This is a genomic window from Bradyrhizobium centrosematis (assembly GCF_045571495.1).
GTDB classification, from domain to species: Bacteria; Pseudomonadota; Alphaproteobacteria; order Rhizobiales; family Xanthobacteraceae; genus Bradyrhizobium; species Bradyrhizobium centrosematis.
The window spans coordinates 3,950,532-3,963,161 of the sequence record NZ_CP120703.1 but is presented as its reverse complement, the minus strand read 5'-3'; the positions used below and the strand labels follow the sequence as shown (position 1 = coordinate 3,963,161).

At 65.1% G+C, this 12,630-nt stretch carries 13 protein-coding genes; 8 read left to right on the top strand and 5 right to left on the bottom strand.

The annotated features are described in order from the left end of the window. Positions 1 to 116: 116 nt before the first annotated feature. Both hfq and hflX read left to right on the top strand, forming a co-directional pair. Positions 117 to 365 carry an RNA chaperone Hfq gene (gene hfq, locus P6U31_RS19065; RefSeq protein ID WP_007591126.1) on the top strand — a complete coding sequence of 83 codons (249 nt, stop codon included), beginning with the start codon at positions 117 to 119 and terminating at the stop codon, positions 363 to 365. A gap of 11 nt (positions 366 to 376) precedes the next feature. After that, complete coding sequence (hflX, locus tag P6U31_RS19060; RefSeq protein ID WP_407183188.1) at positions 377 to 1,759, top strand: GTPase HflX; 1,383 nt, start codon at positions 377 to 379, stop codon at positions 1,757 to 1,759. A 60-nt stretch (positions 1,760 to 1,819) separates the two neighbouring features. Here the strand turns inward: hflX and mazG are convergent, their stop codons facing one another. Next, entirely contained in the window at positions 1,820 to 2,674 is an 855-nt protein-coding gene (gene mazG, locus P6U31_RS19055) for a nucleoside triphosphate pyrophosphohydrolase (protein ID WP_407183186.1), read from the bottom strand. Positions 2,675 to 2,799: 125 nt separating this feature from the next. Between mazG and queC the strand changes: the two genes are divergently transcribed. Beyond that, positions 2,800 to 3,513: a 7-cyano-7-deazaguanine synthase QueC gene (queC, locus tag P6U31_RS19050; RefSeq protein ID WP_407183185.1), complete on the top strand. Its 714-nt coding sequence runs from the start codon at positions 2,800 to 2,802 to the stop codon at positions 3,511 to 3,513. Positions 3,514 to 3,666: 153 nt separating this feature from the next. On the opposite strand, the gene P6U31_RS19045 is transcribed toward queC, so the two are convergent. The 3 genes from P6U31_RS19045 to nthA are packed head-to-tail and all read right to left on the bottom strand — an operon-like array spanning position 3,667 to position 5,329. Next, positions 3,667 to 4,044, bottom strand: a complete 378-nt coding sequence (locus P6U31_RS19045) for a nitrile hydratase accessory protein (protein ID WP_407189885.1) — start codon at positions 4,042 to 4,044, stop codon at positions 3,667 to 3,669. Next, on the bottom strand, positions 4,044 to 4,703 hold the full coding sequence (gene nthB / locus P6U31_RS19040; RefSeq protein ID WP_407183184.1) for a nitrile hydratase subunit beta: 660 nt from the start codon (positions 4,701 to 4,703) through the stop codon (positions 4,044 to 4,046). Before nthB ends, P6U31_RS19045 begins: the two co-directional genes overlap by 1 nt. Next, positions 4,700 to 5,329 carry a nitrile hydratase subunit alpha gene (gene nthA, locus P6U31_RS19035; protein ID WP_407183183.1) on the bottom strand — a complete coding sequence of 210 codons (630 nt, stop codon included), beginning with the start codon at positions 5,327 to 5,329 and terminating at the stop codon, positions 4,700 to 4,702. The genes nthB and nthA overlap by 4 nt, the downstream gene beginning before the upstream one ends. Positions 5,330 to 5,450: 121 nt before the next feature. Between nthA and P6U31_RS19030 the strand changes: the two genes are divergently transcribed. From P6U31_RS19030 to P6U31_RS19015, 4 genes are all read left to right on the top strand, one after another. Further along, a complete protein-coding gene (locus P6U31_RS19030) occupies positions 5,451 to 6,257 on the top strand; it encodes an enoyl-CoA hydratase/isomerase family protein (RefSeq protein WP_407183182.1) in 807 nt (268 codons plus the stop codon). A gap of 110 nt (positions 6,258 to 6,367) precedes the next feature. Then, on the top strand, positions 6,368 to 7,840 hold the full coding sequence (locus P6U31_RS19025; protein WP_407183180.1) for a DASS family sodium-coupled anion symporter: 1,473 nt from the start codon (positions 6,368 to 6,370) through the stop codon (positions 7,838 to 7,840). A 252-nt stretch (positions 7,841 to 8,092) separates the two neighbouring features. Further along, a complete protein-coding gene (locus P6U31_RS19020) occupies positions 8,093 to 9,229 on the top strand; it encodes a methionine ABC transporter ATP-binding protein (RefSeq protein ID WP_407183179.1) in 1,137 nt (378 codons plus the stop codon). After that, positions 9,219 to 9,884, top strand: a complete 666-nt coding sequence (locus P6U31_RS19015; protein ID WP_407183177.1) for a methionine ABC transporter permease — start codon at positions 9,219 to 9,221, stop codon at positions 9,882 to 9,884. The genes P6U31_RS19020 and P6U31_RS19015 overlap by 11 nt, the downstream gene beginning before the upstream one ends. Here P6U31_RS19015 and P6U31_RS19010 read toward each other — a convergent pair. Beyond that, positions 9,859 to 10,080, bottom strand: coding sequence for a hypothetical protein (locus P6U31_RS19010; protein ID WP_407183176.1), 222 nt, complete (start codon positions 10,078 to 10,080; stop codon positions 9,859 to 9,861). The two genes, P6U31_RS19015 and P6U31_RS19010, sit on opposite strands and share 26 nt — an antisense overlap. Before the next feature lie 506 nt (positions 10,081 to 10,586). On the opposite strand from P6U31_RS19010, the gene P6U31_RS19005 reads away from it, so the two are divergent. Continuing rightward, positions 10,587 to 12,581: a TonB-dependent siderophore receptor gene (locus P6U31_RS19005; RefSeq protein WP_407189884.1), complete on the top strand. Its 1,995-nt coding sequence runs from the start codon at positions 10,587 to 10,589 to the stop codon at positions 12,579 to 12,581. The last annotated feature ends 49 nt before the right edge of the window (positions 12,582 to 12,630 follow it).

Here is a 12,630-nt window from a genome sequence, read left to right as displayed (position 1 = left end):
GGCCGTTCCTTCCGAGGGGGATCTCATGAAGGACCGGCAACCGGGAGAGGCTCCGGACATCACAAAGAGAGCCGCAACCGGCGCAATAAAAAGAAACTCAAAGCGAGAAAAGAACAATGGCGGCAGACCGCGCACAAAACCTACAGGACACCTTCCTCAATCACGTTCGCAAAACCAAGACGCCACTAACGATCTTTCTGGTCAACGGAGTGAAGCTCCAGGGCATCGTGACCTGGTTCGACAATTTCTGTTTGCTGCTTCGGCGCGACGGTCATTCGCAGCTCGTCTACAAGCATGCGATCTCGACTATCATGCCGGGTGCGCCGATCCAGCTGTTCGAAGGCGGCGAGGACCAGCCGGCTTGAGAGTGATCTGATTGGAACCCCGGAATTTCGACGGGGATGCCGACCGTCTACGGTCGGCAGGGGCTAAACAGACGGGGCGGGTGCTTGTCATCGGCCCCTATCTGCGAGTGCGCGCGGGAGCTGCCGACGCGCAGTCGGAGAGCCATGTCGTGCGGGACGCCGAGGCCCGGCTCGATGAAGCCGCAGGCCTCGCGCGCGCGATTGACCTTGTCGTTGCCGACGCCATCATCGCGCCGATCAGCCAGATCCGCCCCGCCACCTATATCGGCAAGGGCAAGGTCGAGGAGATTGCCGGGCTGATCAAGAGCCTCGATGTCGAGCTCGTCGTGATGGATTGCGCGCTGGCGCCGATCCAGCAGCGCAATCTCGAGAAGGAGCTGCACGCGAAGGTGCTGGACCGCACCGGGCTCATCCTGGAGATCTTCGGCCGCCGTGCCAAGACGCGGGAAGGTTCGCTCCAGGTCGAGCTCGCGCATCTCAACTACCAGCGCTCGCGCCTGGTGCGCTCATGGACCCATCTGGAGCGCCAGCGCGGCGGCTTCGGCTTCATGGGCGGTCCCGGCGAGACACAGATCGAGGCCGACCGCCGCCTGATCCAGGAGCGCATCTCCAAGCTCGAGAGCGAACTGAAGAAGGTTCAGGCGACGCGGCGCCTGCACCGTGCGGGGCGCCAGCGCGTGCCGTATCGGGTGGTCGCACTGGTCGGTTACACCAATGCCGGCAAGTCGACGCTGTTCAACCGCCTGACGCGCGCCGACGTGCAGGCGGCCGACATGCTGTTCGCCACGCTCGACCCGACCTTGCGCGCACTCAACCTGCCGCATGGCGGCAAGGCGATGCTGTCGGACACGGTCGGCTTCATCTCCAACCTGCCGACCCAGCTCGTCGCGGCCTTCCGTGCCACGCTGGAGGAGGTGCTGGAAGCGGACGTCATCCTGCATGTGCGCGACATCTCGCATGAGGATGCGGAGGCGCAGCAGAGCGACGTCGACGCGGTGCTGCGCCAGCTCGGCATCAATCCCGATGATTCAGGCCGCATCATCGAGGTCTGGAACAAAATTGACCGTTACGATGCAGAGCAGCGCGAAGAGCTGTTGAATATCGCAGCGCGCCGGCCGGAGGATCATCCGGCGATGCTGGTCTCTGCCGTCACGGGCGAGGGCATCGATGCACTGCTCGCCGCGATCGAGGAGCGGTTGGCGGCCAAGCGCACCACGCTCGACCTCTCCATCGACGCCGCCGACGGCGCCGGCATCAGCTGGCTGCATCGCAATGCCGAGGTGCTGGCGAAAGAGCTGCACGACGGCCGCTTCGACATGACCGTGCGGGTGGACGAGACCAAGCGGGATATCGTGGTGTCGAGGTTCGACGCCGTGCCGCATCACGCCACTTAACCGGTCTCGTCTCTGCGCATGATTTCCGGAAAATCGCTTCGCACTTTTCCGGATCATGCTTCAGCGGCGTGCTTTCTCGCGTTCCTCTGACGGCGGGTTCGTCTCGGCTTTCGCCGCGTTCCACAGCGCGTCCATCTCCGCCAGCGAGGCTTGTTCCAGCGTCCGGCCCTGTGCTTCCAGCGCACGCTCGATATACGCAAAGCGCCGCTCGAATTTCGCATTCGTTGCGCGCAGCGCGGCTTCCGGATCCGCGTCGACATGGCGGGCGAGGTTGACCAAGGCAAACATCAGGTCGCCGGTCTCTTCGGCGATCTCCTGCTTGTCATTACGATCCAGTGCGGCCTCGATCTCGTCGGCTTCCTCGCGGATCTTCTGCAGGACCGCGCGCGGGTCGTTCCAGTCGAAGCCGACGCTGGAGGCTTTGCGCTGCAGCTCCATGGCGCGGGTCAGCGCGGGCTGGCCGGCCTTCACGCCTGACAGCAGCGATTTGTGCGTCGGAGTCTCCTCCGGCGGACGGCGTGCGGCGCGCTCGGCCTTTTCCTCCGCCTTGATGCGATCCCAGACCTCCTTGACGTGGGAGGAGGCGAGATTGCCGTCCTTGTCGGCAAACACATGGGGGTGACGGCGGATCATCTTGCGGGTGATGGCCTCGACGACGTCGCCGAAAGCAAAGGCGTTCTGCTCGGATGCCATCTGGGCATGGAACACCACCTGGAGCAGGAGGTCGCCGAGCTCCTCGCGGAGATCATCGAGATCGCCGCGGGTGATGGCGTCGACCACCTCATAGGCCTCCTCGATCGTATAAGGCGCGATCGTCGCAAAGTTCTGCTCGAGGTCCCAAGGGCAGCCGGTCACTGGCGTGCGCAGCGCCGCCATGATCTCGATCAGGCGGGAAATGTCGCGGGAAGGGGTCATTGCGGGGCCATTCTCCTAGCTCCCAGCGTTATGCCAAAAGCGGGCCGCCGTTCCCAGCACAGCCGTGCGGAACGGGCCGATTTCCACCGATTGGCTGATACGCGCCACAATGCTAAAGCGCGGCGATGAGCGACACATTTTCATCAGAAACCGCGCTGGTGCTGTTTTCGGGCGGTCAGGATTCCACCACCTGCCTGGCCTGGGCGCTGAGCCGTTTCGCGCGCGTGGAGACGCTGGGGTTCGAGTACGGCCAGCGTCATGCCATCGAGCTGGCCTGCCGCGACCGGCTGTTCGCCGGTGTGAAGGCGTTGCGTGCCGATTGGGCCGCAAAGCTCGGCGAGAGCCACACGCTGTCCATCCCGACGCTGGCCGCCGTCTCCGAAACCGCGCTGACGCGCGACGTCGCGATCGCGATGGGCGCCGACGGGCTGCCGAATACGTTCGTGCCGGGCCGCAACCTCGTGTTCCTGACTTTCGCCGCGGCTCTGGCCTATCGGCGCGGCATCAGCCACATCGTCGGCGGCATGTGCGAGACCGACTATTCGGGCTATCCCGATTGCCGCGACGAGACCATCCGCGCCATGCAGGCCGCACTCTCGCTCGGCATGGCCAAGACGTTCGAGCTGCATACGCCCTTGATGTGGATCGACAAGGCCGCGACGTGGAAGCTCGCGCAGGATCTCGGCGGCGAGGGACTGGTCGATCTCATCCGCGAGCACTCCCACACCTGCTATCTCGGCGAACGCGGCGCACAGCACGATTGGGGCTACGGCTGCGGCGAGTGCCCGGCATGCAGCCTGCGGGCGAAGGGGTGGCGGGAGTACGTGGCGCAGAGATAGCGGGACTCTCTCCGCTGTCATTGCGAGGAGCCTTGCGACGAAGCAATCCAGACTACCTCCGCGGAGAGATTCTGGATTGCTTCGCGGAGCCTGTCATCGGGCCGCGCTTCGCGCGGACCCGTTGGCTCGCAATGACGGAGTATGCGGCGCGAGCTAGCCGAAATCCTCCGGCCGCAGCTCGATCGGCTTGCCATGCGGCGTGCGATCGGCGGCGTGGTCCCAGGCGTCGCGATAGCGGTGCAGCGTCTCCAGCGACGCGACGCCCTTGCGTGCGACGAGGCCTTCCAGCGTGGCCAGCCAGTGCAGATAGTAGGTTTCGCCGGTGTCGGGATCGCCGGCGGCCTGCGCGCGCTTGATCTCGTCGGCGAGGGCCGCGGCCCATTCCGGCCATGTGAACACGCCGCGGTCGTGCAGCGTCAGGGCCATCGCAAACGCATGCGCCTCCCAGGGCGCACGAAATACCGGGCCGTCGTCATCGCGCGGAATGCTTGGAATGGCTGCCGTCGCGGCGGCCGCAGCGCTGACGGTCATCATGCAGGATCCAGATACGGCTCGAACGCGTCGATCGAAACCTTCAGCGTGGGATCGCCATCCTCGCCCCAGAGATCACGCCCTTCGAACACGACCGTGTAAAGCCATTGCGGGTTTTCGCCGAGCTCCATCGCGGCCGAATCCGGAAACACGTGGCAACCATGGTTCAGCTCGACCACGCCGACATGGCCGCGCACGTAGCGTGGCAGCCTTGTGTGCGTCGCCGGATGCATGTTCTTTGCGCGCACGCGATCGCCGATGTTGAATTTAGCCGGGGCCGGGGCGGGGCGGGCGAACTTGCCGCGCACCATGACGCGCTCGACCTGAGTGAGATCGAACTTGCCGTGCTTGAGCGCCTTTCCGGGCTGCATCGCATGGCCCGCGGCGACCTCCTCGCGGGTGAGGTAGCCCTTCTCGATCAGCATCTCCTCGAGCCCCAGAAACCATTTCTTGTAGTAGGAGCTCGACAGATAGACGTGCGCCGGCAGCGTCTCGCGGTAATAGCGCGAGGTGTCGATGTTAAAGGCGCCGGCCGCGCCCATCGCGCGCACCATGGCGAGGACGCGTGATTCCCACTCGGCATGAAACACCGGCTCGTTCGGCTCGGGCTCAACCTTGCCGAACCCGTCCATGCCGCCCATGTCGTGCACGCCGTTCATGACGGCGCTCCGGGCTTGCTCGGGAAGCCGGTGCCGATCATGGAGTCGCGCGTGACGATCTCGGCGAGCTGTGCCTCGCTCCACCCCTCGGTGCCCGCGGGGCGCATCGGCAGAACCAGGAAGCGCGTCTCGGCGGTGGAATCCCACACCCGGATCTCGACGTCCTTGGCCAGGCTGACGCCGAAATCGGCGAGCACGCCGCGGGGATCCTTCACGGCGCGGGAGCGGTAGGGCGCGGCCTTGTACCAGACCGGCGGCAGTCCCAGCATTTCCCAGGGGTAGCAGGAGCACAGCGTGCACACGACCATGTTGTGGCGCTCTGGCGTGTTCTCGACCACGACGAGATGGTCGCCGACGCGGCTGACGTGGCCGAGCGTGCCGATGGCCTTGCTGCCGTCCTCCAGCAACGCCTTCTTGAAGGCGGGATCGGTCCAGGCCTTGGCGACAACGCGCGCGCCGTTGTGCGGGCCGATCTTGGTCTCATAGGCCTGGATAATGGCATCGAGCGCGGCCGGCTCGACATAGCCTTTTTCCGTCAAGATCGTCTCGAGCGCGCGTACCCGCAGCTCGGTCTCCGACAGCTCGGAATGATCGTGATCGTGATGATGTTCGTGATCGTGGCTCATGGCGGCGAGGATAGGCGCAATGGCCCGGGCCTGTCGAGTATGCGTTGTGGGCCGACCGGGTCCCATATTCGTGAGGTCCGATGTAGGCTAGGATCGCTGCAAAGCAGATCGGGAGACGGCGGTGACGGACTACGTGAAGATCGAAAAGGGCCTCGGGCCGGAGGGGCGGATTGCCGTGGTGCGTTTCGACCGAGGCGACGGCATCAATGCCTTGTCACCCGAGGCGTTGCGGCAGCTGACGGCGACGGCACGCAGCTTCGAGGACGACGCTGCGACCTCGGTCGTCGTGTTGACCGGCAGCTCGGGCGCCTTCAGCGCCGGCTTCGACCTCAAGGATGCCGAGGGACGCTCGCGCAAGGAGATGGATCTCGGCACGCTGCGGCGGCATCTCAAGCTCGGACCGCGTCTGACGCGCGCTTGGCAGGAGATGGAGCAGATCACGATCGCGGCGATCGAGGGCTTCTGCGTCGGTGGTGGCGTAGCCCTCGCCGTCGCGCTCGATTTCCGCATCATGGGGCGGGATGCGCATCTGCGCGTGCCCGAGATCGGGCTCGGCATGAACATGAGCTGGCAGAGCATCCCGCGCATGCTGCATCTAATGGGGCCGGCCCGCACCAAGCAGGCGGTGATCCTGGCCGATCAGCGCATCTCGGCGGATGAGGCCCATGAATGGCACCTGGTGGAGCAGGTCGTCGATCCCGGCCACGCCTTCGATGCCGCCATGGACCTCGCGCGCAAGATTGCCGCGCAGCCGCCGCTCTCGGTTGCAATGACGAAGCTGACGGTCAACCGGCTCGCGCATGCGCTGGACGATCTCGCCAGCCACATGGACGTCGATCAGTTCGCGCTCGCCAGCCTCAGCGAGGATCACAAGGAGGGCGTCGAGGCGTTCCTCGCCCGCCGCAAGCCGCGCTTCAAGGGACGGTAGAGTTGTGCCAGGCCATTGATCGCATCATCGACAGTCCGTATACGCCGCGCTGGGACAAAAGTGGCCCGGCCAACGGGTCCACGATGTGACGGCAATCGAGGGGAGGATTCATGGCCGCTGGTTCGCAGGCGCCTGAAGCAAAAGGGTTTCGCTGGAAACTGGTCGCGCCGCTGGTGGTGTGGCTGGCGATCTATCTGTGGCCGGTGCCGACTGGCCTCAACGTCAATCAATGGCACTATTTCGCCGTGTTCGCGGCCGTCATCACCGGGCTCATCCTGGAATCCATGCCGGTCGGCGCAGTCGGGCTGATCGGGCTCACGGTCGCCGGCATCAGCGGCTATATCGACCCCGATCCGTCCAAATCGCTGCGGTGGATGCTGGCCGGCTTCGCCGAGAGCACGGTTTGGCTGATTGTCGGCGCCTTCGTGTTCTCGATCGGCTATCGCAAGAGCCAGCTCGGCCGGCGCATTGCGTTGGTGCTGGTGCAGCGGCTCGGCCGCAACACGCTCGGCCTTGGCTATGCAGTGGCAATGTCGGACTTCCTGCTCGCGCCGGCGACGCCGTCGAACACCGCGCGCAGCGGCGGCATCGTCTATCCCATCATCAGCAACATCCCGCGCATCTATGGCTCCGAGCCGGGGCCGACCGCCGGCAGGATCGGCACCTATGTGATGTGGACGGCCTTTGCTGCGACCGCCGTCACGAGCTCGCTGTTCTTCACGGCGCTGGCGCCCAATGCGGCGGCGCTGGCGATCGCCAAGAAGACCGCAGGCGTCGAGGTGAGCTGGGGCCAGTGGTTTCTCGGCTTCGCGCCGCTCGGCATCCTGCTGATGGTTCTCGTGCCGCTGCTCAGCTACGCAGTCTGTCGCCCCGAGGTGAAGCGCAGCCCGGAGATCTCCGCATGGGCGGCCAAGGAGATCCAGGCGATGGGCCCGATGTCGCGCAACGAATGGATCATGCTCGGCCTGATCGCGCTGGCGATGTTCCTGTGGATTGCGGGCTCGAGCCCGGACATCCACGTGCCCGTGCTCGGCTCGAACTTCGTCAATGCCACCACGGTCGTGTTCATCGTGATCTCCTTGATGCTGGTGACCGGGGTCATCGAGTTCGCCGACATCGTCGCCGAGAAAAGCGCCTGGGAGGTGTTCTTCTACTTTACCTCGCTGCTGACGCTGGCCTCGGGCCTCAACGAGATCGGCTTCATCAAATGGTTCGCGACCGAATACGCAAAACCGCTCGCCGGGCTGTCGCCGGCGACGGCGATGCTGCTCCTGGTCGCGCTGTTCTTCTGGATCCACTATTTCTTCTCGAGCACCACCTCGCATGCCGCCGCCGTGCTGCCGGTCGTGCTCGCGGTCGGCTCCGGCATCCCCGGGCTGCCGGTCACGACGCTCGCCATGCTCTGCATGTATTCGCTCGGCCTGATGGGCGTGATCTCGCCTTACGCGACGGGGCCGGCGCCTATGTATTTTGGCAGCGGCTATATCGGGAAAGGGCAATTCTGGGGATTCGGGCTGATCTTCGGAGTGCTCTATTTCGCCGGGCTTCTGCTGATCGTGCTCCCCTGGCTGCAAATGCGGTGATCCCCGCCGGAGGCCGATACCCCCGGGGTGAAGGAATATTCTTCTCCTGGGGGCGATCGGAGAATCTTCGTCCATCTCCTCGCAAATATCTGAAATTGCGAGAAAGACCGAAAAAGACGATGGTGCGTGCTGCGGTGCAGCGCGCTGCCCTCTGAGGCGTTTGCTGCTGTTCCACCCTAGTCGCTGCAGCGACCCGTTCCCGTTTGCCTTTTCGGGCAGGCAAGAGAACGATGATGCATGAAGGCCGTCTCCATGAACGCTCACCCATCGCTCGCCGTCGGACACCCCATTGCGCCGCCTGAAGCGATTTCACCTGCCGCGGCCGAGGCGGACGCGATGGTCAGTTTCGCCGGGATCTCCAAGACCTATCCGGCCTATCGCGGCAAGCCCGGCGTCAATGCGCTGCAGGACATCGACTTCGCGATTCCGCGCGGTTCCATCACCGGCGTGATCGGTCGCTCCGGCGCCGGCAAGTCGAGCCTGGTGCGGCTCATTAACGGCCTGGAGAAGCCGACCAGGGGCCGCGTGATCGTGGACGGGCGCGATATCTCGGCGCTCGCGGGCCGCGAGCTGCGGCTGGCGCAGCGCTCGATCGGCATGATCTTCCAGCATTTCAACCTGCTGTCGTCGCGCACCGCGGCCGACAATATCGCGCTGCCGCTGGAGATCGCCGGCTGGTCGAAAGCCGACATCAAGGCCCGCGTCACTGAGCTGCTCGCGCTGGTCGGCATCGCCGACAAGCACGACCGCTACCCTTCGGAGCTGTCCGGCGGGCAGAAGCAGCGCGTCGGGATTGCCCGCGCGCTGGCGACGCGGCCGAGCGTGCTCTTGTCGGACGAGGCGACCTCCGCGCTCGATCCGCAGACCACGCGCGCGATCCTCGATCTGCTCGCCAACATCAACCGCGAGCTGGGCGTGACCATCGTGCTGATCACCCACGAGATGTCCGTGGTGCGCCAGCTTGCCCAGGACGTCGTCGTGCTCGATGCCGGCCGCGTGGTCGAGAGCGGCCACGTCGCCGATATCTTCACCCATCCCAAGCATCCGATCACGCAGTCCTTTCTCGCCGAAGTGATCGGCGACAGCCTGCCGGTCTCGCTGGCGAGCCGGATCGTTTCGGAGCGGCCAGCCGGCGGACAGACCGTGATCCGCGTCCAGGTGCGCGGGGCAGGGGCCGGCGACACCGTGGTGGCGCGGCTCGCCCGCGAGCTCGGCCTCGACGTGTCGCTGCTGTCGGCCCGCATCGACGAGATCGGCGGCCAGCATGTGGGCTCGCTGACCTTGGGCATTCCTCTCGGCATTTCTGGCGGCGAGGGCGCGGTGACGCGCACGCTCGCCTGGCTCTCTCAATATCAATTCTCGGCGGAGCATCTCGGCTATGTCGCCTGAACTCATCAAGCTGATCATCCAGGCCACGGGCGAGAGCCTGTACATGGTCGGCATCGCGGCGCTGCTCGGCACCGCGTTCGGCCTGCCGCTCGGCGTCTTCCTCGCCACCAGCCGGAAGGGTGAGCTGTTCGCGGCTCCCGTCGTCAACCGCGTGCTCGGCATCGTCGTCAATGCAACGCGGTCGACGCCCTTCATCATCCTGGTGGTCGCCATCATCCCGTTCACGCGGCTCGTTGCCGGCACCTCGATCGGCTCGACGGCGGCGATCGTGCCGCTGACCATCGCATCGACGCCGTTCATCGCGCGTCTGGTCGAAGCTGCGATCCGCGAGGTCGACGGCGGCCTGATCGAGACCGCATCCTCGTTCGGCGCCTCGCCACTTCAGATCGTGTTCAAGGTGCTGATCCCGGAGGCGCTGCCGGGGCTCCTGCTGGCGCTGACGCTCGCGGTGGTCAGCCTGCTCGGCTACTCCGCCATGGTGGGTGCGGTCGGCGGCGGCGGCTTGGGCGATCTCGGCATCCGCTACGGCTATCAACGCTTCATGCCGGAGATGATGCTGGCCGTCGTGATCGTGCTGATCGCGCTGGTCCAACTCGTGCAGAGCGCCGGCGACTATCTGGCGCGCCGGGTCAATCGCCGGCTGCGGCATCGCTGATATCACGATCCCCAAACTGGATGGCGGCGAGCGTCAGGTCGCGGTTCGGCCGCATCGCGCGCCAATCGCGCATCGGGCTTGTGCCCAACACCTCCTCAAAGCAATAGCCGGGCTTGCGCGGGCTGGCGCCGACTGCCTTGCGGACCTCCAGCAGCGAGAGTGAGCGATCTCCGCCAGCTCGATGCGGCGATCGCATGCGCTTTGGGCTCCGAAAGGATCGCAACGTTTCAGTCTGGAAATATTCCAATTCCAAATCGGTGATGCTGGGCGCATTGGTCGCAGAGTCTATTCCCTAGTCTCGATAAATTCTAACGCCACCTCTCTCGCACTCCGAGACCGCCTGAGTTAGGCCCGGACATCAAAAACGGTACCGGCGAAGCCGGCAGTGCGTGGGGCCTCAAAGACGTGACCAACTTCCAACTTTCTTCGCGTGAGGACACGCGTCGTCGACAGATTCGCGTGCTGCTTCTGGGGGCGGTCAGTACACTCTCCCTCGTCATTCCCTTCGGGTCCGTGGAGGCGCAGACGCAGATTCCCGCTGTTACCGTCGATGCCCCGGCGCAGCGCGCCCGTCCCGCGGCGGCTGCTGCCTCGCGGGGAGCGGCGACACGGACCTCTCGCGCCAACCGTCGCGCCGCCGCGCAGCAGGCCGCGCCGGTCCAATCGGCATCGAGCGGCGCGACGGAACGCGCCAACGGTCCGGTGCGCGGTTTCGTCGCGACGTGGAGCGGCACCGCCAGCAAGACCGACACCCCGTTGATCGAAACCCCGCAGTCGGTGTCCGTCGTCACCACCGACCAGGTCAGGAACCAGGGCGCGGTCTCGATCGGCGAGGCGCTGCGCTACACCGCCGGTGTCAGCGGCGACGTCAATGGGGGATCGGATACCCGTTTCGGCGCTCTCCAGATTCGCGGCTTCGACACGACCATGTCGGGCCTCTACATCGACGGTTTGCGGATTCCCTCCAGCAACTACGTGCATTTCAACGGCCTCGATCCCTATGGCGCCGAGCGGCTCGAGATTCTCAAGGGGCCGTCCTCGGCGATGTATGGCGGCAGCGGCACCGGCGGCATCCTCAATTACGTGACCAAGCTGCCGACCGCGCAGCAGTTCGGGGAAATCTCGATCTCCGGCGGCAGCTTCAACCGCTATCAGGGCCAGTTCGACATGGGCGGCCCCGCCAACAAGGAAGGCACCGTGCTGTGGCGCCTGACCGGCGTCGTCCGTGATGGCGAGACCCAGGTCGACTTCACCAAGGACAACCGCGTCTTCATCGCGCCCGCGGTCACGTTCAAGCCGAACGAGGACACGTCGATCACGCTGCTCGCCAACTACCAGCGGGACCGGGCCGGGTGGGGCCTGCAGTTCCTGCCGGCCTCGGGCACGGTGTGGCCGAACAACGGCCGCACCATCCCGGTCTCGTTCTTCGCGGGCGTGCCGAGCTTCAACGCGTTCAACACCGAGATTGCGACGGCCGGCTATCAGCTGTCGCACAATTTCACCGACAACATCACGTTCCGGCAGAACCTGCGCTACGCCTATCAGCACAACGAGGAAAAGACCTTCTACGGCACCGGATACACCGACGAGGCGGCGGGGCAGCTGGGGCGTTTCGGCAGCTACAGCAATTCCTACATCAACTCCTTCGCAGTCGATAATCAGCTCCAGGGCAAGTTCACCACCGGCATCGTCAGCCATACCACCCTGGTCGGGCTCGACTATCGCAACACCACGTTCCGCGATACGGCGTTTGCCGTCACGACGTCGGCGCCGGAGATCAACGTCTTCAACCCGGTCTACAGCTACGACTGGGCTCTCGGCGGCCTGTACGACAACAAGGGCATCAAGCAGTCGCAGCTCGGCCTCTATGCGCAGGACCAGATGAAGCTCGGCCGGCTCTCGTTCCAGCTCAGCGGCCGCCAGGACTTCGTGACGACGCAGCTCGACACCAATCTACCGCCGGCCGATACTTCCACCTCGAAGGACTCCTCCGCGTTCACCGGCCGCGCCGCCGTGATGTACAATTTCGACAACGGCATCGCTCCCTATTTCAGCTATTCCGAGTCGTTTCTGCCGCAGCTCGCGACCCGTCCTTCCGGACAGATGCTCGATCCCGAGACCGGCGTGCAGTACGAGGTGGGCGTCAAATATCAACCGCTGGGCTGGAACGCGCTGTTCACCTTCGCCGCCTTCGACCTGACGCGTGACAACGTCGCTGTGTACGTGCCTGCAACCACCTCTTACGAGCAGATCGGGCAGGTGAAATCGCGCGGCATTGAGCTCGAGGGCACGATGTCACTTGCCGACGGCTGGAACCTGCGGGCGGCCTATGCCTATGTCGACGCCATGGTCACGCAGGACCCGGTCAATGTCGGGAAGGCGCCGGTCACCGTGCCGCTCAACCGCGCTTCGTTGTGGAGCGACTACACGCTTCAGAACGGCATACTGGCGGGCTTGCAGTTCGGCGGCGGCGTTCGCTATGTCGGCGCGACCTGGGGTGATGCTGCCAACACGTTCAAGGTGGGATCAGCCACGGTGCTGGACGCGCTCCTTGCCTACACCAGGGACAATTGGCGGCTGTCGCTGAACGTCACCAACCTGGCGGACACGCGCTATGTCGCCGCTTGCTATAGCCTCTCGGGCTGCATGTATGCCGAGGGACGGAAAGCTATCGGCAAGCTGACCTATCGCTGGTGAATCGAAGACGGTCCGGCAATCAGCCGGACCTGCTGATGAGAGTGCGAGA

Bases quoted from the DNA above. Each gene is read 5' to 3' on its own strand.
- hfq (WP_007591126.1), top strand. From the start codon at position 117: ATGGCGGCAGACCGCGCACAAAACCTACAGGACACCTTCCTCAATCAC.
- mazG (WP_407183186.1), bottom strand. From the start codon at position 2,674: ATGACCCCTTCCCGCGACATTTCCCGCCTGATCGAGATCATGGCGGCG.
- queC (WP_407183185.1), top strand. From the start codon at position 2,800: ATGAGCGACACATTTTCATCAGAAACCGCGCTGGTGCTGTTTTCGGGC.
- P6U31_RS19045 (WP_407189885.1), bottom strand. From the start codon at position 4,044: ATGACCGTCAGCGCTGCGGCCGCCGCGACGGCAGCCATTCCAAGCATT.
- nthB (WP_407183184.1), bottom strand. From the start codon at position 4,703: ATGAACGGCGTGCACGACATGGGCGGCATGGACGGGTTCGGCAAGGTT.
- nthA (WP_407183183.1), bottom strand. From the start codon at position 5,329: ATGAGCCACGATCACGAACATCATCACGATCACGATCATTCCGAGCTG.
- P6U31_RS19025 (WP_407183180.1), top strand. From the start codon at position 6,368: ATGGCCGCTGGTTCGCAGGCGCCTGAAGCAAAAGGGTTTCGCTGGAAA.
- P6U31_RS19020 (WP_407183179.1), top strand. From the start codon at position 8,093: ATGAACGCTCACCCATCGCTCGCCGTCGGACACCCCATTGCGCCGCCT.
- P6U31_RS19015 (WP_407183177.1), top strand. From the start codon at position 9,219: ATGTCGCCTGAACTCATCAAGCTGATCATCCAGGCCACGGGCGAGAGC.
- P6U31_RS19010 (WP_407183176.1), bottom strand. From the start codon at position 10,080: ATGCGATCGCCGCATCGAGCTGGCGGAGATCGCTCACTCTCGCTGCTG.